Genomic DNA, 21,454 nt, shown 5'->3' on the forward strand with positions numbered 1-21,454 from the left:
TTGCTCGCGAATGCAATCGTCCAATCACCACAGAACTAACTGATTACATCCCCTTGCGCCGCTCCGCCCGAGCCACGCGTTGCACTTCCTGACGCACCTCTTCCAGCACTTCCTGCACATACAAAATGTGCCGACTGGAAACCTCCCGCGCCTGCTCTGCCCGTCCTTCGATAATCGCCAGATACAATTCTCTGTGCTGCGCGATCAGCATGTCGCGGGTTTCTGAACGCTGTTTGTACATGCCGCCAATGTTGGTCACCACGTTGCGCTTGAGAAGGTCGAACAGCCCACGAATGGTGTGCAGCAACACCGCGTTATGGCTGGCTTCGGCGATTGCCAAGTGAAATTTTGCGTCCGCCGCGCCCTCTTCTAGCCGACTCACTTCGTCATGACGCGAATAGCAGTCCTGCAACTCGTCGAATGCCGCCGTCAGCCGCTCGCGATCCACATCAGTCGCGCGCAATGCCGCGTAGTACGCACAGGAGGCTTCCAGCGTATGACGAAACTCCAGCAAATCGCGCTGGGCCTCGGGGTTGCTTTCCAGCAGATGCAACAGCGGATCGCTGAACGTCGAGCCCAGGGATTCCACCACGTAGTTGCCGCCGCCCTGACGACTGACCAGCAGCCCTTTGGCCGTCAGTTTCTGAATCGCTTCGCGCAACGAAGGGCGTGACACGCCGAACTGCTCGGCCAACGCGCGCTCAGCCGGCAAGCGTTCGCCAGCCTTCAATGTGCCCTCGAGGATCATCCCCTCAAGCTGCTCGACAATATCGTCAGACAAACGGCGCTGCCGAATCTGATCAAACCCCATCACTCAATTCTCCACGATCCCGACGGCTCGCCGGGCTCTCTATTCTGGCCTATTGGCGCTGCGCCAGCACCTACCAGACAACGTTTGATCGAACAGATCAGATGCCCTCTGCACCGCTCATTCGACAAAAGTTTTAGGGCGGCAAATTGACACACCGCATACAAGGCTTTTACCCTAGCCAACAGCGATTGTAAATTGGTATTACCAATTAACCAAGAACGCTGACCAGTGCCTGACCAACAACAATTAGGGGCCACCCCATATGCAAACCTGGCAACAGCTCTACAGCCCGCTCGGCAGTCTCGGCGTGTCCGCACTCGCGGCCGTCATCCCCATCGTATTTTTCTTCCTGGCCTTGGCCGTGTTCCGCCTCAAAGGCCACGTGGCCGGCAGCATTACCCTCGCGCTGTCGATTGCCGTGGCAATCTTCGCGTTCCAGATGCCGGTCGATATGGCCTTCGCGGCAGCCGGATATGGCTTCGCCTATGGCTTGTGGCCGATTGCGTGGATCATCGTGGCAGCGGTGTTCCTGTACAAACTGACGGTCAAGAGTGGTCAGTTCGAAGTGATCCGCAGCTCGGTGCTGTCGATCACTGACGACCAGCGCCTGCAAGTGCTGCTGATCGGCTTCTGCTTCGGCGCCTTCCTGGAAGGTGCCGCCGGTTTCGGCGCACCGGTAGCGATTACCGCCGCGCTGCTGGTGGGACTGGGCTTCAACCCGCTGTACGCCGCGGGCCTGTGCCTGATCGCCAACACCGCGCCGGTAGCCTTCGGCGCCTTGGGGATTCCGATCATCGTCGCCGGGCAAGTCACCGGCATCGACGCGTTCAAGATCGGCGCCATGACCGGCCGCCAACTGCCATTGCTGTCGCTGTTCGTGCCGTTCTGGCTGGTGTTCATGATGGATGGCCTGCGCGGCGTTCGGGAAACCTGGCCGGCGGCGCTGGTAGCTGGTTTAAGCTTTGCCATCACCCAATACTTCACCTCGAACTTCATCGGCCCGGAACTGCCAGACATCACCTCGGCACTGGCCAGCCTGATTTCCCTGACGCTGTTCCTGAAAATCTGGCAACCAAAACGCGCCGCCGGCCAACACATCGTCGGCGCCGTCTCGGCTTCCGTGGTGTCCAGCGCCGGTGGTTTCGGCCAACCGCGCACCACCGTGGCTTCGCCTTACAGCCTGGGGGAAATTTTCAAAGCCTGGTCGCCGTTCCTGATCCTCACCGTACTGGTCACCATCTGGACGCTGAAACCGTTCAAGGCGATGTTCGCTGCGGGTGGCTCGATGTATAGCTGGGTGTTCAACTTCGCGATCCCGCATCTGGATCAAATGGTGATCAAGGTCGCTCCGATCGTGACAGCCCCGACGGCGATTCCGGCGGTGTTCAAACTCGATCCGATTTCCGCGACCGGCACTGCAATTTTCTTCTCTGCGCTGATCTCGATGCTGGTGCTGAAGATCAATCTCAAAATTGGTCTTACCACTTTCAAAGAGACCGTCTACGAACTGCGCTGGCCGATTTTGTCCATCGGTATGGTGCTGGCCTTCGCCTTCGTCACCAATTATTCGGGCATGTCATCGACCATGGCTCTGGTACTGGCAGGCACAGGTGCGGCATTCCCGTTCTTCTCGCCATTCCTCGGCTGGCTCGGCGTGTTCCTAACCGGTTCCGATACCTCGTCCAACGCGCTGTTCAGTTCGCTGCAAGCAACCACCGCGCACCAGATCGGCGTCAACGACACCTTACTGGTGGCGGCGAATACCAGCGGCGGCGTGACAGGCAAGATGATTTCGCCGCAATCGATCGCCGTGGCCTGTGCCGCGACCGGGTTGGTGGGCAAGGAATCGGATCTGTTCCGCTTCACCCTCAAGCACAGCCTATTCTTTGCAACGATCGTCGGCCTGATCACGTTGGCTCAGGCCTACTGGTTCACCGGCATGCTGGTGCACTAAGAACTACACGCGACACGGAAAAAACCGACGCTGGGTTACGCCCCCGGCGTCAGCTATTCACAACCGGGTCTGCAAGGCTGCTGAAAGCTTCCCTCACTATATTCAGCAGCCTCAGCGGACGGATAACCGGGACCACCCGGAGACACGCCTGATGAGCGAGCTTTTTTACAACGCAGTGCCAAACGCGACCCGCGTCGCCCCGCCACTGCCCGAGCCTCGGCAATACCCCAGCGAAAAACCGTCACGGGTCTACCTGTTCGGGACTTGCGTGGTGGATCTGTTCTACCCGGAAGCCGGGATGGACGCGATCCACCTGCTGGAACGCGAAGGCATTCGTGTCGACTACCCGCAAGGGCAAAGCTGCTGCGGGCAACCGGCCTACACCTCGGGTTACACCGAACAGGCCCGGACCGTGGCGCGCTCACAACTGGCGCTGTTTGCCGGGAATTATCCGGTGGTGGTGCCATCGGGGTCTTGCGCGGGCATGTTGCGCGAACACTACGCCGACTTGTTCAAGGATGAGCCGCAAACGTTGAAGCAGGTCCAGGCCCTGGCCGACCGGACTTATGAACTGGCGGAGTTCCTGCTGTTTGTCTGCAAGGTGCAGCTCAAGGACAGCGGCGAGCCGGTTAAAGTGGCGTTGCACACGTCGTGCTCGGCACGCCGAGAAATGAACACCCACCTGCACGGCCGTGAGTTGTTGGCGCAGCTAAGCAACGTGGAGCGAGTCGACCATAGCCACGAAAGTGAATGCTGTGGCTTTGGTGGGACTTTCAGCGTCCGTATGCCAGATATTTCCGGCGCGATGGTGGCTGACAAGACCCGGTCGTTGAAGGAATCCGGTGCGCACAAGGTACTCAGTGCCGACTGCGGTTGCCTGATGAACATCAATGGCTCGCTGGAGAAACAGCAGGAAGCGTTGCGCGGTCAGCATCTGGCCAGTTTCCTGTGGCAGCGTACCGGAGGTGCTCAATGAGCACTTCCACGATTATTCCTACGGTTGCTGTAGAAGAAGATTTTCGCGCCCGGGCTCACAAGGCTTTGGCTGACACGCAACTGCGAAACAACTTTCGCAGCGCGATGGATTCACTGATGAGCAAACGGGCAGCGTCCTTCAGCGATGCCTTTGAGCGAGAACATTTGCGAGTGCTGGGCAATGCTGTCCGCGCCCGTGCTTTATCCAAGTTGCCCGACCTGCTCGAGCAACTTGAACAGAACCTGACCCGCAACGGTGTGACAGTGCACTGGGCGGAAACGGTGGACGAAGCCAATGGCATCGTCTTATCGATCATCCGCGCTCACGAGGCGCGGCAAGTGATCAAGGGCAAATCGATGGTCAGCGAAGAGATGGAGATGAACCATGTCCTCGCGGCTCAAGGCATTGAATGCCTGGAGTCGGACATGGGCGAATTCATCGTCCAGCTCGACCACGAGAAGCCTTCACACATCATTATGCCGGCGATCCACAAGAATGCCGGTCAGGTCGCGTCCTTGTTCCACGACAAACTTGGCGTGGAGTACACCAAGGACGTAGACCAACTCATTCAGATCGGTCGCAAAGTCCTGCGACAGAAATTCTTCGAAGCAGACATCGGCGTCTCCGGCGTCAACTTCGCCGTGGCCGAAACCGGCACTTTGCTGCTGGTGGAAAACGAAGGCAACGGGCGCATGTCGACCACCGTGCCGCCCGTACATATTGCCGTCACGGGCATCGAGAAAGTCGTCGAAAACCTGCGGGACGTTGTACCGCTGTTGTCGCTGCTGACCCGCTCGGCTCTCGGCCAGCCGATCACCACCTACGTCAACATGATCTCCGGCCCGCGCAAGGAACATGAACTCGACGGCCCGCAGGAAGTGCACCTGGTATTGCTCGACAACGGCCGCAGCCAGGCGTTTGCCGACAGCGAATTGCGCCAGACGCTGAACTGCATCCGCTGCGGCGCCTGTATGAATCATTGCCCGGTCTATACCCGAATCGGCGGCCATGCCTATGGGGAGGTTTACCCTGGGCCTATCGGAAAAATCATCACCCCGCACATGGTCGGCCTGGCGAAAGTCCCCGACCACCCGAGTGCCTCGTCGTTATGCGGCGCTTGCGGTGAAGTCTGCCCGGTAAAAATTCCGATCCCCGCATTGTTGCGTCGCCTACGGGAAGAGAACGTCAAAGCCCCGGACAGCCCGCATCAAGTGATGCGCGGTCAGGGCAGCAAGTACTCGCGCAAAGAACGATTTATCTGGAACGCCTGGGCGAAGCTCAACAGCTCGCCAACGCTCTATCGCCTGTTCGGCTTCTTCGCCACCCGCCTGCGCGCGCTGACGCCGAGCAACGTCGGTCCGTGGACCCAGAACCACAGCGCACCGAAACCCGCCGCCCGCTCACTGCATGACATGGCCCGCGAGCATCTGGCCAAACAGGGAGACCGCTGATGAGCGCCAAGCAAAATATCCTCGCCAAGTTACGGAACAGTCTGACAGGCACCACGCCTGTGCCTGACAACTTCGATGTCGAATTGGTGACCGAGCCCTACACCTACACGCCAGAACAGCGCATCCCGCAACTGCGCAAACTGATGGAAGCGGTGCACACCGAAATTCATCTGACGTCCGGAGAAGGCTGGCCCGAATTGCTGGCGAAACTGCTGCAGGATCGCCAGTTGCCCAGCCTGTTGGTTGCGCCGACGACACCTCACGGTCAACGCATCACTCAGCATTGGGCGAAAAATCCTGGCCTGCCCGCGCTCAAAGCCTACGACCGTCCGGTCGAGGAGTGGAAAGCCGAGCTGTTCAACGACACCCCGGCCAGCCTGACCACCACCCTCGGCGCAATCGCCGCGACAGGTAGCCTGATTCTCTGGCCGACGCGAGAAGAACCGCGCCTGATGAGCCTGGTGCCGCCGGTGCATTTTGCCTTGCTCAAGGCCAGTGAAATCCGCGATAACTTTTATCAGGTGCAGCAGGAGTTCGAATGGGCTCAAGGCATGCCGACCAACGCCTTGCTGGTGTCCGGCCCGTCGAAGACTGCCGACATCGAGCAAGTATTGGCTTACGGCGCCCATGGCCCGAAAGACCTGGTCGTTCTGATCCTGGAGGACCAATGAGTCTACCGGCGGCTTTCCTGCGAGATGCACAGCAACTGATTCCTCAGGCACGACGTTTCGACGATCCGCTGTCGACCTTGGCCTTCGGCACCGACGCCAGTTTCTACCGGCTGATTCCGAAACTGGTGATCCGCGTCGAGTCCGAAGACGAAGTGGTGGCGCTGCTCAAACTGGCGCAACGGGATCAGGTCCCGGTGACCTTCCGCGCCGCCGGCACCAGCCTGTCTGGCCAGGCCATCAGCGATTCGGTGCTGATCGTGCTGGGGGATAACTGGAACGGTCGCGAGATTCGTGGGCAAGGAACACAGATCCGCCTGCAACCGGGCGTGATCGGTGCCCAAGCCAACGCCTGGCTGGCACCGTTCGGACGCAAGATCGGACCAGACCCGGCGTCGATCAACGCCTGCAAAATCGGTGGCATCGTCGCCAACAATGCCAGCGGCATGTGCTGCGGCACGGCGCAGAACACCTATCACACATTGGCCGGCATTCGCCTGGTGTTGGCTGATGGCAGCCGTCTCGATACCGAAGATGCCGCCAGTGTGATGGCCTTCCGTGAGAGCCACACCGAGTTGCTGGAACAACTGGCGACTTTGGGCCGCGAGACCCGCGCAAACACTGAATTGGCTGCGAAAATTCGCCACAAATACCGTCTGAAAAATACCACCGGGCTGTCACTCAACGCGCTGGTGGATTTTGACGAGCCTGTGGATATCTTGAGCCACTTGCTGGTGGGCTCCGAAGGCACGCTCGGATTTATCAGCGCGGTAACCTACGACACGGTGATCGACCACCCGAACAAGGCGTCGGCGCTGATCGTGTTCCCGGATGTAGAAACCTGCTGCAATGCGGTAACCGTGCTGAAAAGCCAACCGGTGTCGGCGGTGGAACTGCTGGACCGTCGCAGCCTGCGCTCGGTGCAGGACAAACCCGGCATGCCGGCTTTCGTACAGCACCTGTCGAACAATGCCTGCGCCCTGCTCATCGAATCCCGCGCCGCTTCGTCTTCTTTGCTCAAGGAACAGCTGACGCAAATCATGGCGTCGCTGACCGGCTTCCCGGTGGAGAAGCAAGTCGACTTCACCGAAGACCCGGTGGAAAACGCCCGGCTCTGGGCGATCCGCAAGGACACCTTCCCTGCCGTCGGCGCGGTGCGCAAAACCGGCACCACGGTGATCATCGAAGACGTCACCTTCCCGGTGGAGCAACTGGCCATCGGCGTCAACCGCCTGATCGAGCTGTTCGACAAACATCACTACGACAAAGCGATCCTTTTCGGACACGCCCTGGAAGGCAATCTGCACTTCGTCTTCACCCAAGGCTTCAACAGTGCGGAAGAAGTCGCACGCTACCAAGCGTTCATGGACGACGTGGCGCAGTTGGTGGCCGTTGAATTCGGCGGCTCGCTGAAGGCTGAACACGGCACCGGTCGCAACATGGCGCCCTTCGTCGAACTGGAATGGGGCAGCGACGCTTACCAGTTGATGTGGCAGCTCAAACGCCTGCTCGACCCTAACGGCATTCTCAACCCGGACGTGGTGCTCAGCGACGATCCGCAGATCCACCTCAAACATCTGAAGCCGTTGCCGGCCGCCGATGAGATTGTGGATAAGTGCATTGAGTGTGGCTTTTGCGAACCGGTGTGCCCGTCGAAAGGCCTGACGTTGAGCCCACGCCAGCGCATTGTGATTTGGCGAGATATCCAGGCGAAGAAGCGCGCAGGTGTCGACACCACCGAGCTCGAAGCCGCTTACGAATACCAAGGCATCGATACGTGCGCCGCCACAGGCCTGTGCGCACAACGTTGTCCTGTAGGAATCAACACCGGTGAGCTGGTGAAAAAGCTCCGTGGCCGTAAGGCAACCCATACGAAAACCGCCAACTGGATTGAAGGAAATTTCGCCACCGCGTTGCAAGGCGCGCGCTTTACTCTGCACGTCGCCAACGGTGCGCGGATGCTGCTGGGGGCACCACGTTTGGCAAAGCTTTCGGCATCGCTGACGCGGCTGTCCAAGGGTCAGGTTCCGCAATGGACCAACGCCATGCCACAGCCGGAAAGAGCCATCCGTTTCAGCCCGACCGTGTCGGACGAGCGGCCTCGGGTGGTGTACCTGGCAGCCTGCGTGTCGCGGGTCATGGGCCCGGCGGCGGGTGATAAAGAGCAAATGTCGTTGTACGAAAAAACCCGTGGCTTGTTGGAAAAGGCCGGTTACCAGGTAGTTTTTCCGGATAATCAGGACAACCTCTGCTGCGGCCAGCCATTCGCTTCCAAGGGTTACGCCGAACAAGCCGAACACAAGCGCCAGGAACTGATCGGCGCGCTGCTGCACGCCAGCCGCGGCGGGCTCGACCCGATCTATTGCGACACCAGCCCCTGCACCTTGCGGCTGGTTCAGGACCTGGGCGACGTGCGACTGGACTTGTACGACCCGGTGCGCTTCATCCGCACCCACTTGATGGATCGTCTCGATTTCACCCCTCAGGAAGCGCCAATCGCGGTGCACGTCACGTGCAGCACTCAGCATCTCGGCGAGAGCCAGGCGTTGATCGATCTTGCGCGCAAGTGCAGTAAAAACGTGGTCATCCCGGAAGGCATTCACTGCTGCGGTTTTGCCGGAGACAAGGGCTTCACCACCCCGGAATTGAATGCTCATTCCTTGCGCACGCTCAAGGACGCGGTACAGCAATGCAGCGAAGGGATTTCCACCAGCCGCACCTGTGAGATTGGTCTGACGCAACACGGCGGAATTGACTACCACGGGTTGGTCTATCTGGTGGATCGAGTGACCCAGGCCAGGGCGACCTGAAGAAAAATAGAACCCTGACGCACCGTCGCAGTCCACCGATCAAGTCCCGCAAACGCGGGACCTTTCCCAAAATTGGCAGCTCGTCCTGATGGCCAGCGATGCCTGGCCCCTCAGTTCAAGGAGATACCCATGAAACGCTCAGTACTGTTAGGTCTGTTCGTTACTGCCTCAATGCTGGCCTCCTCCTCGTTTGCCGCCGGCGATGATCTCTGTGCAACCAACCTGCAAGCCATCGCCAACGCCAAGACCCAGACCCTGGCGCCGGAAATGAGTGCGCGCGTCGAGGCAAGTGTCCAGCAGGCCAAGGCCTACCAGGCGCAAAACACCGAGGAAGGCACCAAAAAATGCATCTCCGAAACCACTCAAACCCTGCAGGAAATACAGAACGCGGGCAAAGGCGATAAAGGCTGATAACCACTGAGGGCCAACCTTCGGGTTGGCCTTCTGAGCCATGTAAACCCTAAGCTTGCGGAGCATCAGGCAGTCTCACGACTGCTTCGTAGCCGAACGCAGCCTCGCGTGCTCGGCAGCTGCTACAGATTGCATTTGGTCTTAACTGACTGGCATCAGGCGTTTCTTGTCCCTTTTTCGCACCCCCCTCCCGGAAAAATCTTTCACCCCATCGCCAGCAAAAACAGAACCCTTGCACGCCATCACAGTCCATTTGTTAAGCCCCAATCAGCGTGGCCCAATCCCCACCCCCGTTCCAGGAGATACCCATGAAGCGTTCCGCCCTGGCTGGACTGCTCATCGCTGCAACAATGCTGGCCTCCTCCGCATACGCCTCAAACGATAGCGATCAATGCGTAATGAAGCTGCAGGAAGTCAACAGCAAGCTGTCCAGCACAGCCACGCTGGACGCCGCCACCAAAGGTGTCGTCATCACCAAAACTGAACAAGCCAAGGCCGCCCACGCCGCCAACAATGACAGAGAGTGTGTTTCCCTGACGCAGCAGGCGCTTCAGGACATTCAAAGCCACGCGCACGGTCAGTAGGGCCTGACCAGAGCCAATCCAGCGTTGGCCCTGACACGCAAGCACGGACAGAAGGTCGACTCGCCGCGCGCATTGGCGTACACTGCGCTTGCCTGCTGGTTACACACTGCAGGTTCGGGGCCGTTTAGGATTCGACGCCGGTTGCGAAACTTTAGGTGCATGCCGAGTTGGTAACAGAACTCGTAAATCCACTGTTGCAACTTTCTATAGTTGCCAATGACGAAACCTACGGGGAATACGCTCTCGCTGCGTAAGCAGCCTTAGCCCTTCCCTCCTGGTACCTTCGGGTCCAGCAATCATCAGGGGATGTCTGTAAACCCAAAGTGATTGTCATATAGAACAGAATCGCCGTGCAGTACGTTGTGGACGAAGCGGCTAAAACTTACACAACTCGCCCAAAGCACCCTGCCCGTCGGGTCGCTGAGGGTTAACTTAATAGACACGGCTACGCATGTAGTACCGACAGCGGAGTACTGGCGGACGGGGGTTCAAATCCCCCCGGCTCCACCAAATAAACATTACAAATCAGGCACTTAGCGTTTATCGCAAGTGCCTTTTTTGTGCCTGACGGGGCCGTTTTAGCTCCGTAATGACAGCTAAATGGCAGCCTCAGACGAAGCGGCGAAGGTCAGGGAAATGAGTTCTGAGATTGATAGAGTCAAGGATCGAGCGAAAAGCAGAAGCTTGGTGGACGACCTCTACCAAGATGCCAGTCGGGTCTACGTAGTCCATTACTCATGCGAATCGTTTTACGAGGGCTCTACCGGCGCCTCGAAACGTGTAACTTCAATTGCGGTACGAAATCTGAAGTCGGCACAAACGAAGTCGTGGTCGCTTCACAAGTCAGCCGAGCTCAAGGGCTCCCTCGACACCATGTCGGACGAGCTCGACAGTCACGAGCGATCTATGCTTGATGGGTATTTTGCATTCCTTGAGCAGCATAAGGATTGTCGATTCCTTCATTGGAATATGCGTGATGAGCATTTCGGCTTCTTCGCTCTTGAGCATCGCTACCGGGTGCTTGGGGGGAACCCTTTTGAACTCCAGGACGATAAGAAAGTAGATTTAGCTCGCGTACTGGTCAGCCTTTATGGCAAATCCTATGCGCCACATGTGGATAGCAAAGGGCGTAAGGGCCGCATAATGAGCCTGACTGAACTGAACAGCGTGTCCGACATTGATGCGCTTACCGGAGAGCAGGAAGCGGAGGCGTTCGTCAACGGCGACTACCTAAAGATGCACAGGTCTACTCTGCGTAAACTGGATATGTTTGCAAATTTTTTCGAGCGAACGCACGAAAAGCGGTTAAAAACCGACGCATCTTGGGCAGACAAATTCGGTGTACGGCCAGTCGCCGTTCTCGAGGTAATAAAAGGACACCCTCTATTCACAGCCTTCACCGTTATCGCCATCGCTCTAGGCGCCATAGCTAAATACACAGAATTTTTTAACCAGGTTTTTAGTCCCTGATGAAACGACTGACTCAAGGCCCGAGAAACTGAGCAGCCAGATATATTGCAGCATGGGCGGGACCGAGATATGTCGCTAGCTTTAGACGGCACGAAACCGACAAGAAGGAGTTTGCTTGTGGCGAATGAGGCGACCCCGGCAAGGCAAGTAATGACACCCGAAGAGCTAGAGATTTCGGCTAAAGCAGTCAGCTTCGCTCGCGCAAACAAGAAAGCAATCGCCAAGCGCCGGACGGACAAAACCATTTATCCGCCAGAGGAAGCTCCCGTGTCAGTGTTTATGGCCGGCTCCCCAGGGGCGGGTAAAACTGAAGCCTCAATCGCGCTTGTGAACCTTTTCGCTGACACGAAGATCCTAAGGATTGATCCAGACGAGCTTCGAAACGAATTTTCTGAATACTCGGGTGGCAACTCTTGGCTTTTTCAGGGAGGTGTTTCGATCCTGGTTGAAAAAATTCTCGACTTTGCTATCGATCAGAGACAGTCTTTTCTGCTCGACGGAACATTCTCCAACCTCGATGTAGCCAGAAGAAATGTCGAACGCTCCTTGAAAAAGGGCAGATTTGTGCAAATCTTGTACGTCTATCAAAATCCTCACCTTGCATGGGGCTTTGTCAAAGCTCGAGAGGAGGCAGAGGGTAGAAGGATTCGCAAGGAGCATTTCATCGATCAGTATTTCGCGGCGCGTGACGTTGTGAACGCACTTAAGCTAGAGTACGGCGGCGATGTCCACGTGGATCTACTGCTCAAGCATATCGACAATTCTGGACGTCTTTACAAAGCTGGTGTCGATAAAATTGACTACCATATACCTGAGCGCCACACGCGGGCCGATCTAGAGGCCGAGCTCGGATTACCATCAGGAGCGCATTCATGATTTCGATTAAGCTAGGCTTAACCAAGGGTGCTAAAAGCCCATTTGCCGACTTTATTCGTAACGCGAAGTCAGAGCAAAAAAAACGCGTTTACAGTGAAGTTTTGACCGAGGCGACCAAGCAACAAAACCTCGTGATGATGCAGGCCGAGGCAAAGCAAGCCTGATAGACATGCATAGAATCAAAGAGAAGCCCGGCCAGATGCCGGGCTTTTTATTTCCCGTTTACGCTCGGTATCCTCAGGGAGATCTTCATTGCGGCTGGACGGCTGGACGGCTGGACGATAAAGCACGTTACTCACTTCAATGTCGCTCAATAGCGCCTGCGTCCGCCTATCCCGACTCTCCTTTCCAACCTAGGTCTTAATTGCAGCTTTTGCTGGAGGCAAACTAACCACGTCCTAGGAAATTTCCCTCAAACTGTGGCGAACTCCATGAACTGGCGAGTAACGACCCGTAAAGATAACCTTCCATCTTCGCTGCAACCCGGCGAACGGTTTTGACAGGCCGAAAAGCGTAGGGATCCCTAAATTTCCGGAGTTCCCCCATGAAAAAGACCAAACCCAAGCCACTTGAAAACCCAGCCACTCCAGAGTCGGAAACCCTCGACCTGACCCAACTCTCCAAAGCCACCCAACGCGCCGTCAGCGCCCGCTTGCGCGACCCGAAACAGCCCGATCCCGTAAGCCATGTTTTCACGATCCTCCCCGACGTCGACACCCCAACCCTGCTCGCTCACGCCAGCGAAACCCTGGCCTCCATGAATGTCATGACCACCGATCTGGCCGACCAGCTTGAAGGCTCGCATCGCAACGTGGCATTGGCGATTCAGCAACTGGCCGTGCTGGCCGAGATGTTGATCAACCGAGCGCTGGATAACCTCGATTCGCCCCTGCCGCCGGTCACGCCCGTCTGCCACTGAGTGATCTCGCTCGTTGAGCGAATGGAGGTTTTGTCATGGATCGATACATGCCGGTCACCGGCATCGACTGCACCATCGCGTCGCTGCTGATCGACACCGAAGCGCCGCTGGACGTGCTGCATGAAACGGCGGCCTACCGCATCCGCACGGCGACTCAATTGCTGGAAAGTTTCGCTGTGAACGAAGGCGTTTACAGTGAGCTGGCGCGGGTGTTGGTAACTTCGCTGCGCGATGGCTGTGATTTGCTGGATGTGGTTGGGCGAAGGTTACAGATGCAGGTTTCGGCGTTGTAACGAACCCAGCATGTTACCCCAACACAAAAAGGCACCTGACGAACATATCGCAGGTGCCTTTTTGGGATTGAGCGACATTAGATGACTCAACAGTAGGTTTCATGATCTGTAACTTACTGTCGACTCAATGGACGCAGAGTCGCCACGCTTTCTGCCTTGTGTAAAAAAAGGATTTATCTGACAGATTAGAACCACGTCATCCTGGGAAATTTCCCGCAACCCGTAGCGACTTCCATGAACTGGCGAACAACGTTTCCGGCAGATAGTCTTCACGCTTCGCTGCAAACCCTGCGGACGGTTTTGACAAGCCGAAACAGCGTAAGGATCCCTAACCTCATGGAACGCCCTTATGAAAAAAATCACCCTGCATTTAGTTGAAAAACCGGCCACTTCAGAGCCTGAAACCCTCGACCCCACCCAACGTCCCCAAGCCACCGAGCGCGCCGTCAACGCCCGCCGGCGCAACCTGAACAGAAACATCTTCGCCGTCCGCCCCGACGTCGACACGCTCACCCTGCTCTCTCATGCCAGCGAAACCCTGGCGTCCCTCAACGTCATGACTCTGGACTTTGCCAACCGGCTCGATGGGCCACAGCGCAATGTGGCGCTGGCGCTTCAGCAGTTGACGATGCTGACCGAGCTCTTGGTCAACCGAGCGCGGGATAACCTTGATCCGAACGCATCGGTGGCCGTGGGCAAGCCACCCGTTTTTCACTGAGTGATCGAGCGACGACTACAGACGCAGATTTCGGCGTAGAAAAACAAAATGGGCGGCCTCATTGAGGTCGCCCATTTTTGCTGATGCCGTCGTTGTTACATCGTGGAAAATGAAATACACAACATTATTGCGACTTCCCCGGGCATTTCGTTCACTCAGAGGCCATGCCGAAGGCCCATCCATATGAATTTTTCTTCACCCCACCACCTCTCCCCAACCTGTACATTGCCCTCGCTCATTCAAGAAACTACGGTTTGCCCGCGCTCCCGCGGGCTTTTTTTTGTCTGCGGTTTTGTTGGCGGTCAGTTCAAATAGCCCGCGCAGGGGAAACCTTCGGCAGTTCCTGCAGGCATTTCAATCGATACAAATATTCCTGCTCCCCATGCTGCTGCGCACACCGCGCCTGATAACACTTCCTGATCAAACCAAAACCGGCCGATTCAGCCAGCCGCTGGCTCGCCACGTTGGCCGAGTCCGTGGTCAGGTACAACGTGAAACCGGGCAGGCTTTTGATCAATTCTTCGAGCGCTGTGCGCATATAACCTTTGCCCGAATACTCGGTATTGGCCCAGTAGCCGAGGACGTAGCGGTTGCGGCGCTGGGGCTTCAAACCGATGCAGCCGATGATCGTGTGCGCCGCATCGTCGACGATAAACAGCCGCCGCTCACCTGTTTCGCTTTTGAATTCTTCGACTGCCCGCGCGAGGAACGATCTGGCCTCGTCCTCGGTGGTGTAGGGTTTGGCCCAGGGCAGAAATTCGGAATGGGTGGTAAAACTGGCGTTAAGCGCATGCTGCAACGCTTTACACCATTCGGGGTCGGGGGCACTCAATCTCAATGTATGAGTGCCCACCGTCAGCGAAAGCTCCATTGCATCTTCCTTGAATTCAAACTCCGTAGCGTCAAACAGTAGCAGTGCCAGGAAGGACACTGCTACTCAGGAATTCAACGGCCCCCGGCCTAAATCTCCGCGTTGGCGGGTGAACTTGTAAACGGCTCAACGACAGGTCGCTCAGCCTGCTGTCGCACCGGCAGCTCCAGCCGCGCCCGCCCATAGAACGCCAACGCCGTCAGCAAACATGCCAGCCATACAAAGATTCCGGCCCAGAAGGTGTGGGACATGTAGTGCCAACCCTGTAGAACCCGCGTCGTGCCGTAGACGAAACCGAGCAACAACGAGCCGTACATCAGCGCTTTGGAATACCGCCAGCGGTAGCGGCGAGCCACAAAGTACAGCGCGAGCATGGTGAAGCCGCCCGACGCATGTCCACCCGGCCAGCAGCGACCATCGCCTGCGACTTTCAGCAGGTCGAAATTCTGGTACCACTCCTTGTGTTCGATGTTCCCGGCGTACTGGGTCGTTTCGACCGGGCAATACACACTGGTGTGGCCTTTGAGGTAGTGGATAACGCCAGTGCTGATGGAAAACGCGAACACCACATAGAGGAAGTCCCGACGGTGTTTACTGGCGAACCGAAGCACCGGCGCGACTTTGATTTTTTCCAGGAGCGTGATGATCTTCGAATGTTTTTCAGCCTTCAGTCGCGGCCAGAGAAACGACAGCAAAGCGCCGATCATCGCGACCTCGCCAGTCCAGTTCGGGATGATCCGCGCCCATTTATGGGTGATCTTCTCGAACAGATGGACATGCGCCAACGGGAACACCCGGGTGGCCGGATCATAAAAAAGATCGCTGAAGGCAATGTCGATTTTAGTCAGGTCAAACAGCAGGAACACCACGACCGCACAGGCCAGCGGAATACCAAAGTTCACCCAGTAAAAGCGGTAAGGGGGAGAAGTCAGCATCGTATGTCCTGATCCAGAGGAATGATGGTGAAACTCATTCGGTGGTTACCGAACGCCAGTCGGAGGCCTCGATGAAACCGAGCATGCGCGGTGGTTGAGACTTTTGGGCGGAGATAAACAGAGAAGCGCCATAACCAAGGGTCGCGGTCGGTAACTTGAGATCTTTTTCCAGTTGCGCCATGCATTCGCTGTGGGTCACCAGAATCAGGTTGCGCCCGACCACCTTGTGCGCCAGGGCATCGCGCAGCATGCTGCCCCTGCAATGGATCAACCAGTCTTCACCGACGCCGACCTTGTTGAACATGTAACCGGCGGTCTGCGCCGTACGCATCATCGGGCTGTTATAGATGTCGGCCTGATCCAGCCCCAAATGCTCGAACTGCGCGCCGACGCTCACCGCCACGCTACGGGAGCGATCGGTGATGCCGTCATTGCCGCTCAGGCAGGCAGCCGTGGAGTGATCACAACGCTCGACGTGGCGCACCAGCACGATCATGTCGCCTTTGGCCCACCCGGTCGCCAACGCCCGGGCACCCGCCACATTGCCATGGGCCAGGTCAGGGACGGCGGCGGGTCGCAACAGCCACACGGTCAGCGGAATAACCAACAAGGCAGATGCCAGCACGACTGCGGCGTTTCGATAACGGGCCAAACGGCTCAGATCGATCGAGCGTTTTATCCCGAACAGACTCAGTCTCAATTCCACATCAAGCCACCTCGCCGGCATGCACCACTGTCATTCGTTGCCGCGAGGGTAAAGAGGCGCGCGTCGGCAGCCGGTGAAACCCGTGTGAAAACCTTGTTACAAACTTTGCCTAACAAAAACCTTTCAGCTCCCGGGATTGCTGCCGATACAGACCTGCTAACCCCCCTTGCTGGCTCTTAAAACAACAATCTTCCAGCCAACCGACGATCAAGAAGCACAACGTTCCTGGAGGAATATTGATGAATAGCTGGTTCGGTAATATCAGCGTGAACCTGAAACTGGGCCTGGGATTCGGCCTGGTCCTGGCACTGACCTGCGTCCTCGCCCTGACCGGCTGGACGAGCCTGGGCGGGTTGATTGACCGCAGCAACTGGATGAGCGACATCACTCAGCTCAACGCTGGGCTGACCAAACTGCGTGTGGTTCGCCTGCAATACATGCTGACCAACGGCGATGAAACGGCCGCACAGAATGTGCAGACCACCCTCGACGGCTTCGTCGCTCAGCAACAAGCGTTGCTGTCGAGTTTCAAGAGCCCGGAAAACGTCAAATTGCTCAAAGAGCAGAGCGCGACCATCAGCGCTTACCAGATCTCCCTGAACAAAATGCGCAGCGCCTACCGCACCGGTAACAGCGCCCGCGACGCCATGGGCGCCAATGCTGAAACCGCCAGCAAGTTGATCGAAGCAATCAGCACCCGCGTGCAGCAAATGCCCCTGAGCGACCAACGCTTCGAACAGTTCCAGGCCATCACCGCGGCCAAGGAAGCGTTTATCCTGGCTCGCTACGAAGTGCGTGGCTACACGGCCAGCACCAACGTCGAGACTGAGCAAAAAGCCGTCGCCCAACTGGACACGGCCATCGCCAGTCTGAAACAGCTCAATGTGCATTTCGCCGAGACCCAGCAAGATGCGCTGCGCCAGCTGGAAACCGCGCTAAGCAACTACCGCAGTGCCTTGCAAGCGTATAAAGCCGCCAACACCGAGGCGGTGCAGGCGCGCAAGGAAATGACCGAACAGGGGGCCACCATCGTGACCCTGAGCGATCAGCTGTATCAGATCCAGCTCGACCGCCGCGACGCCGAAAGCGCCCAGGCCCGCACGCTGCAACTGATCAGCACCTTGCTGGCCTTGCTGGTGGGCGTCATTGCCGCCGTGATCATCACCCGTCAGATCACCGGCCCGTTGCGCGATACCCTGGCCGTGGTCGAGCGCATCGCCAGCGGCGACCTGTCCCAGGACGTCAAAGTGACCCGCCGCGACGAACTCGGCGTGCTGCAGCAAGGCATCGCACGCATGGGCGTGACCCTGCGCGATTTGATCAGCGGTATCCGCGATGGCGTCACTCAGATCGCCAGCGCCGCCGAAGAACTGTCAGCCGTGACCGAGCAAACCAGCGCCGGGGTCAACAGTCAGAAAATCGAGACCGATCAGGTGGCCACCGCCATGCACGAGATGACTGCCACGGTGCAGGAAGTCGCGCGTAACGCTGAAGAAGCGTCCCAAGCTGCAGCCGCCGCTGATGGCGAAGCGCGCGAAGGCGATAAAGTCGTCAACGAAGCCATCGCCCAGATCGAACGCCTGGCCAGCGAAGTGGCGCGCTCCACCGAAGCCATGAGCGTGCTGCAGCAGGAAAGCGACAAGATCGGCAGCGTCATGGACGTGATCAAGGCCGTGGCCGAACAGACCAACCTGCTGGCCCTCAACGCCGCCATCGAAGCGGCCCGTGCCGGTGAAGCCGGTCGTGGTTTTGCCGTGGTGGCCGACGAAGTTCGTGGCCTGGCCCAGCGCACGCAGAAATCCACCGAGGAAATCGAAGGCCTGGTGGCCGGACTGCAGAACGGCACCCAACAAGTGTCGGTGGTGATGAACAACAGCCGCGCCCTGACCGACAGCAGCGTGGCACTGACCCGCAAGGCCGGCGTGTCACTGGAAAACATCACCCGAACGGTGTCCAACATCCAGTCGATGAACCAGCAGATCGCTGCCGCTGCCGAGCAGCAAAGCGCCGTGGCCGAAGAGATCAGCCGCAGCATCATCAACGTACGCGACGTGTCTGAACAGACCGCCGCCGCCAGCGACGAAACCGCTGCGTCCAGTGTTGAGCTGGCGAGGTTGGGTAATCAGTTGCAGATGATGGTGAGTCACTTCCGGGTGTAACCCGCGAATCTATGAATCCTCTTTGCCTGCGTGCCCTACTCGTTTCCGGCACCAGGCAAATCGAACTCTCGGCCATTCGTTTAAAACTGGCGCACGCCTGAATTCCTATATCCTGTCGTCCAAAAATACCGATACCGAATCGCTTTTTCATACGCATCACCCCTCAACCAGCCTACCTCCCTTTCTTCTCTACTCCTGTACGTTTCTTCTGACCAAGGACATCCCATTCGGACAGGAGACTTACAACACATGGACGTAAGTAACGACTCATTGCTAGACAAACTCGTTGACTTCCCTGCCAGCGAAGAAGGGACAAAAACCGACTTCAAAACAGCCATGCAAGCTATGAAGATCGAGTCTGTTTTCGATATTGCGCACATGCCCCAGGAGCAGTTCGCCCGCGACTTGGCCCGGCACAGCGACGCCAATGGGCAGCAGGCTTATGACAACGCCGTGAGTTACGCCCGACAGATCAGCCGTCTGTATCTGGAGCATCAGGTATCGTTCGGTGACGCCAAACGGCGTATCCGGCGTAACGCTGATTTCGAATCGAAATCTGTGCCTGCCACCTATCAAACGTTGTTCAACGAGAATTGGGAGCATTTTTGCCATGAAGGCGATATTGCTTCAATCGACTCGCCCGTGGCCTATTTGCGAGCGTTGTATCTGTTTGCCGGACAGCTGGAAAACTCATCTCGACAACCAGAAAAAATCCCCCTGGATAAACGGCGCCCGGACCTCAAGGAACTGATGCTGGACCACCAGAGCGCCTTCGTTTCTCGGCCCATGTTGAACATTGTCAATGACACCTTGAGCACTCATATCCAGAACCACCTGAACAACACCAACAATTCGAAGAGCGTTCACGAAGTACTGGCCAGCGAGTATTACCCTTTCTCATTGCCCTATGATCTCCATCACCAACAATGCTTGCTTGGATTGGGCACAGACAAACCGGGGCTGGGGGAGCTGAATTATCGCGTCAGTCTGAAACTGCCTTTTTCACATAACGCTGGGGTTGATCATGATCTTTTGAAATCTCGTGTCGACGCTCAGCGACACCTGTCCGGACTAAGTCCGGAGCAGCAGAAGTTGCTAATCATGAAGTTCGATATAGACGCCAACGTTGAAACGTTGAAGAAGGCCTATGGAACCGAAAACATTGAACGCCTAGGTGAACTTGAGTTTTTCAAGGAACGTACCGGACTGACAACAGAGCAGGTACAGCAGGTACTCGCGCAGGGGAAATACAGCCCTCGCGCTTCAGCCAACAGCCCATCTTCCACACATGCCAACTATGGTGCGAGTTACATTAATGGTCTGATTTCCGGCGAGAAATCGAAGGGTGTTCTGAAGATCGCCATTACCGAAAACAAAGCAAAGGAAATTATCAACAGGTCAAAACCACGTTTCCACCGTTTGCAGCAGATGATCCGTCTGCAACGCTGGACCGGTATTCCCTTTGCCGAACTGGATACCTTGCTCGTCAATGCCCTGCGTTCGGAAGGCGGATCATCCACTGCGCTCAACATCAATACCTTGCGCACCCTAGGCGTCTATCGATACCTGAATCAGCGTTATGGCATCTTGCCAGAGGAGTTTGCTTCGTTCCTGCATGACATGCCGACGTCCGCTTGCGGTGATCGAACGCCGTTGTTTGACCAAGTGTTCAATCGCACAGGATTGCTCGACAGTCCTTTGCAAAAAAAGCAGACGACAGCGCTTGTCACTACGGACCTCAAAACCTTCGGCTATCTCAGTGCCGGCCTTGGCCTTTCCTTTACGCAAGACTCATTGTTGCTGCTTGCGCAACAGACCGAGCAATACGCTTCGTTAAAACATGATTTATCTACAGTGTCCTCGCTCTACCGCCAAGCCCGTATCGCACGGATGTTTGGTCTTTCCCCTGCCGACAGTACAAGGCTCGCCCGATTACTGGGAGGGGACAAGTTCAGTGAGCTTCTGGTGACAGGAGCATTGAGCGATCCAAACGCACAGACAACCGACATTCTCGATGTACTGATGGCGATGGATTGGGCCGTCGACTGGCTAGGGCAAAGCAACCGTGATATGGCGCAACTGTGCCAACTGCTCGCCTGCCACAACGTCGACTTGCCGCTGGAGCAGAACCTGCAAAACCGGCTAGATGCACTTCGTACACCTGCCAATACATCCGCTGAGCAGCAGCTTCGTCTGATGGAAAGTCTGCTGCACGACATCGCTGATTTATCCGCGGAGTACCTGCCGAGCGTGATGAAAATGGCCGATACGTCTGTGAAGTCTGTGTACGAGGACATCAACGCGCGCCCCCAGGCAATGCCTGCGTCGCTGACGAAGATACTGCGCGCTGCCAAAGCATGCCGGGAACTACACCTGAGCAGCAGCACACTTGAAATATTGCTGAACAACCCGCGGTTTCTAGCCTCAAACAACTCGGGAACTCTAACACTCCAGACGCTTTATCTGCTTGAACGTTTCAGTCTTTGCGCTCGTCGCCAAGCACAGTCAGAAGACACCCTCCTGCATTACTTGCGTCTTACCAATGAGGATGATGAAGCCGATAAGACGACATCGACACCATCGAAAAAAGACGTCAACGGCTTGCTGGCCCACCTCCTGAACTGGACAACCGATGAGGTGAGTTGCCTGACGGCACAGTTACCCAGCAAGCGGGCGGGCTCAATGGAAGAAGTGGATTGGGTCATGCGCTGCCAGGCGTGTTGCGAAAGCACAGGACTGTCAGCAAACATCTTGCTCAAAGCCACCGATCTGACAACCGACAGTAATACATCGGACTGGAAAGACGTTGGCGAAGCAGTGGTCGCGGCCTGTCACTAACACC

At 57.0% G+C, this 21,454-nt stretch carries 19 protein-coding genes, 1 other RNA gene and 1 pseudogene; 17 read left to right on the forward strand and 4 right to left on the reverse strand.

Annotated elements, in window-relative coordinates; genetic code table 11:
- Positions 1 to 43: 43 nt before the first annotated feature.
- Positions 44 to 811 carry a GntR family transcriptional regulator gene (locus tag AC1RQB_RS05040; RefSeq protein ID WP_008067187.1) on the reverse strand — a complete coding sequence of 256 codons (768 nt, stop codon included), beginning with the start codon at positions 809 to 811 and terminating at the stop codon, positions 44 to 46.
- A 262-nt stretch (positions 812 to 1,073) separates the two neighbouring features.
- Between AC1RQB_RS05040 and AC1RQB_RS05045 the strand changes: the two genes are divergently transcribed.
- From AC1RQB_RS05045 to AC1RQB_RS05110, 14 genes are all read left to right on the forward strand, one after another.
- Positions 1,074 to 2,765 (forward strand): lactate permease LctP family transporter, encoded by a 1,692-nt coding sequence (locus AC1RQB_RS05045; RefSeq protein WP_063341593.1) that lies wholly within the window; start codon positions 1,074 to 1,076, stop codon positions 2,763 to 2,765.
- A 151-nt stretch (positions 2,766 to 2,916) separates the two neighbouring features.
- Positions 2,917 to 3,741: a (Fe-S)-binding protein gene (locus AC1RQB_RS05050; protein ID WP_063341594.1), complete on the forward strand. Its 825-nt coding sequence runs from the start codon at positions 2,917 to 2,919 to the stop codon at positions 3,739 to 3,741.
- Positions 3,738 to 5,192, forward strand: a complete 1,455-nt coding sequence (locus tag AC1RQB_RS05055) for a LutB/LldF family L-lactate oxidation iron-sulfur protein (RefSeq protein ID WP_038978890.1) — start codon at positions 3,738 to 3,740, stop codon at positions 5,190 to 5,192. The genes AC1RQB_RS05050 and AC1RQB_RS05055 overlap by 4 nt, the downstream gene beginning before the upstream one ends.
- On the forward strand, positions 5,192 to 5,863 hold the full coding sequence (locus AC1RQB_RS05060; protein ID WP_063341595.1) for a LutC/YkgG family protein: 672 nt from the start codon (positions 5,192 to 5,194) through the stop codon (positions 5,861 to 5,863). The genes AC1RQB_RS05055 and AC1RQB_RS05060 overlap by 1 nt, the downstream gene beginning before the upstream one ends.
- Positions 5,860 to 8,670, forward strand: a complete 2,811-nt coding sequence (locus AC1RQB_RS05065; protein WP_063341596.1) for an FAD-binding and (Fe-S)-binding domain-containing protein — start codon at positions 5,860 to 5,862, stop codon at positions 8,668 to 8,670. Before AC1RQB_RS05060 ends, AC1RQB_RS05065 begins: the two co-directional genes overlap by 4 nt.
- 129 nt (positions 8,671 to 8,799) lie before the next feature.
- On the forward strand, positions 8,800 to 9,081 hold the full coding sequence (locus tag AC1RQB_RS05070) for a PA2433 domain-containing protein (RefSeq protein WP_008067174.1): 282 nt from the start codon (positions 8,800 to 8,802) through the stop codon (positions 9,079 to 9,081).
- 308 nt (positions 9,082 to 9,389) lie between these two features.
- Complete coding sequence (locus AC1RQB_RS05075) at positions 9,390 to 9,665, forward strand: PA2433 domain-containing protein (RefSeq protein WP_063341597.1); 276 nt, start codon at positions 9,390 to 9,392, stop codon at positions 9,663 to 9,665.
- Positions 9,666 to 9,781: 116 nt separating this feature from the next.
- Positions 9,782 to 10,175, forward strand: a transfer-messenger RNA (tmRNA) gene (gene ssrA / locus AC1RQB_RS05080).
- A 90-nt stretch (positions 10,176 to 10,265) separates the two neighbouring features.
- Positions 10,266 to 11,135 (forward strand): hypothetical protein, encoded by an 870-nt coding sequence (locus AC1RQB_RS05085; RefSeq protein WP_198537199.1) that lies wholly within the window; start codon positions 10,266 to 10,268, stop codon positions 11,133 to 11,135.
- 150 nt (positions 11,136 to 11,285) lie between these two features.
- Positions 11,286 to 12,011, forward strand: a complete 726-nt coding sequence (locus AC1RQB_RS05090; RefSeq protein WP_063343897.1) for a zeta toxin family protein — start codon at positions 11,286 to 11,288, stop codon at positions 12,009 to 12,011.
- Positions 12,008 to 12,175 carry a hypothetical protein gene (locus AC1RQB_RS05095; RefSeq protein WP_181150620.1) on the forward strand — a complete coding sequence of 56 codons (168 nt, stop codon included), beginning with the start codon at positions 12,008 to 12,010 and terminating at the stop codon, positions 12,173 to 12,175. The genes AC1RQB_RS05090 and AC1RQB_RS05095 overlap by 4 nt, the downstream gene beginning before the upstream one ends.
- Positions 12,176 to 12,555: 380 nt before the next feature.
- Complete coding sequence (locus AC1RQB_RS05100) at positions 12,556 to 12,930, forward strand: DUF6124 family protein (RefSeq protein ID WP_063341598.1); 375 nt, start codon at positions 12,556 to 12,558, stop codon at positions 12,928 to 12,930.
- Between the two features lie 35 nt (positions 12,931 to 12,965).
- Positions 12,966 to 13,223: a hypothetical protein gene (locus AC1RQB_RS05105; RefSeq protein ID WP_063341599.1), complete on the forward strand. Its 258-nt coding sequence runs from the start codon at positions 12,966 to 12,968 to the stop codon at positions 13,221 to 13,223.
- Between the two features lie 349 nt (positions 13,224 to 13,572).
- Positions 13,573 to 13,941: a DUF6124 family protein gene (locus tag AC1RQB_RS05110; protein WP_063341600.1), complete on the forward strand. Its 369-nt coding sequence runs from the start codon at positions 13,573 to 13,575 to the stop codon at positions 13,939 to 13,941.
- 307 nt (positions 13,942 to 14,248) lie between these two features.
- Here the strand turns inward: AC1RQB_RS05110 and AC1RQB_RS05115 are convergent, their stop codons facing one another.
- From AC1RQB_RS05115 to pmrG, 3 genes are all read right to left on the reverse strand, one after another.
- Positions 14,249 to 14,812, reverse strand: a complete 564-nt coding sequence (locus tag AC1RQB_RS05115) for a GNAT family N-acetyltransferase (protein WP_063341601.1) — start codon at positions 14,810 to 14,812, stop codon at positions 14,249 to 14,251.
- Positions 14,813 to 14,901: 89 nt separating this feature from the next.
- Positions 14,902 to 15,747: a phosphatase PAP2 family protein gene (locus AC1RQB_RS05120; protein ID WP_063341602.1), complete on the reverse strand. Its 846-nt coding sequence runs from the start codon at positions 15,745 to 15,747 to the stop codon at positions 14,902 to 14,904.
- A 34-nt stretch (positions 15,748 to 15,781) separates the two neighbouring features.
- A complete protein-coding gene (gene pmrG / locus AC1RQB_RS05125) occupies positions 15,782 to 16,453 on the reverse strand; it encodes a lipopolysaccharide core heptose(II)-phosphate phosphatase PmrG (RefSeq protein WP_063343898.1) in 672 nt (223 codons plus the stop codon).
- A gap of 374 nt (positions 16,454 to 16,827) precedes the next feature.
- Between pmrG and AC1RQB_RS05130 the strand changes: the two are divergent.
- The 3 genes and pseudogenes from AC1RQB_RS05130 to AC1RQB_RS05140 all read left to right on the forward strand — a co-directional run.
- A pseudogene (locus AC1RQB_RS05130) lies at positions 16,828 to 17,754 on the forward strand (methyl-accepting chemotaxis protein); the annotation flags it as partial.
- A gap of 144 nt (positions 17,755 to 17,898) precedes the next feature.
- Positions 17,899 to 18,612: a methyl-accepting chemotaxis protein gene (locus tag AC1RQB_RS05135; protein WP_429547825.1), complete on the forward strand. Its 714-nt coding sequence runs from the start codon at positions 17,899 to 17,901 to the stop codon at positions 18,610 to 18,612.
- A gap of 249 nt (positions 18,613 to 18,861) precedes the next feature.
- The gene (locus AC1RQB_RS05140) at positions 18,862 to 21,450 is read left to right on the forward strand and encodes a Tc toxin subunit A (protein ID WP_063341604.1); all 2,589 of its coding nucleotides are present in this window, start codon (positions 18,862 to 18,864) and stop codon (positions 21,448 to 21,450) included.
- Positions 21,451 to 21,454: the final 4 nt, after the last annotated feature.

The sequence above is a fragment of the Pseudomonas sp. GW822-FHT02E03 genome, from assembly GCF_058802325.1.

Excerpts from the sequence above, each read along its gene's own strand:
- AC1RQB_RS05140 (WP_063341604.1), top strand. The coding sequence starts at position 18,862 with ATGGACGTAAGTAACGACTCATTGCTAGACAAACTCGTTGACTTCCCT.
- AC1RQB_RS05110 (WP_063341600.1), top strand. The coding sequence starts at position 13,573 with ATGAAAAAAATCACCCTGCATTTAGTTGAAAAACCGGCCACTTCAGAG.
- AC1RQB_RS05060 (WP_063341595.1), top strand. The coding sequence starts at position 5,192 with ATGAGCGCCAAGCAAAATATCCTCGCCAAGTTACGGAACAGTCTGACA.
- AC1RQB_RS05085 (WP_198537199.1), top strand. The coding sequence starts at position 10,266 with ATGGCAGCCTCAGACGAAGCGGCGAAGGTCAGGGAAATGAGTTCTGAG.
- AC1RQB_RS05055 (WP_038978890.1), top strand. The coding sequence starts at position 3,738 with ATGAGCACTTCCACGATTATTCCTACGGTTGCTGTAGAAGAAGATTTT.
- AC1RQB_RS05070 (WP_008067174.1), top strand. The coding sequence starts at position 8,800 with ATGAAACGCTCAGTACTGTTAGGTCTGTTCGTTACTGCCTCAATGCTG.
- AC1RQB_RS05040 (WP_008067187.1), bottom strand. The coding sequence starts at position 811 with ATGGGGTTTGATCAGATTCGGCAGCGCCGTTTGTCTGACGATATTGTC.
- AC1RQB_RS05120 (WP_063341602.1), bottom strand. The coding sequence starts at position 15,747 with ATGCTGACTTCTCCCCCTTACCGCTTTTACTGGGTGAACTTTGGTATT.
- AC1RQB_RS05105 (WP_063341599.1), top strand. The coding sequence starts at position 12,966 with ATGGATCGATACATGCCGGTCACCGGCATCGACTGCACCATCGCGTCG.
- AC1RQB_RS05090 (WP_063343897.1), top strand. The coding sequence starts at position 11,286 with ATGACACCCGAAGAGCTAGAGATTTCGGCTAAAGCAGTCAGCTTCGCT.
- AC1RQB_RS05100 (WP_063341598.1), top strand. The coding sequence starts at position 12,556 with ATGAAAAAGACCAAACCCAAGCCACTTGAAAACCCAGCCACTCCAGAG.
- AC1RQB_RS05115 (WP_063341601.1), bottom strand. The coding sequence starts at position 14,812 with ATGGAGCTTTCGCTGACGGTGGGCACTCATACATTGAGATTGAGTGCC.
- AC1RQB_RS05075 (WP_063341597.1), top strand. The coding sequence starts at position 9,390 with ATGAAGCGTTCCGCCCTGGCTGGACTGCTCATCGCTGCAACAATGCTG.
- AC1RQB_RS05095 (WP_181150620.1), top strand. The coding sequence starts at position 12,008 with ATGATTTCGATTAAGCTAGGCTTAACCAAGGGTGCTAAAAGCCCATTT.
- AC1RQB_RS05135 (WP_429547825.1), top strand. The coding sequence starts at position 17,899 with ATGCACGAGATGACTGCCACGGTGCAGGAAGTCGCGCGTAACGCTGAA.
- AC1RQB_RS05050 (WP_063341594.1), top strand. The coding sequence starts at position 2,917 with ATGAGCGAGCTTTTTTACAACGCAGTGCCAAACGCGACCCGCGTCGCC.
- AC1RQB_RS05045 (WP_063341593.1), top strand. The coding sequence starts at position 1,074 with ATGCAAACCTGGCAACAGCTCTACAGCCCGCTCGGCAGTCTCGGCGTG.
- AC1RQB_RS05065 (WP_063341596.1), top strand. The coding sequence starts at position 5,860 with ATGAGTCTACCGGCGGCTTTCCTGCGAGATGCACAGCAACTGATTCCT.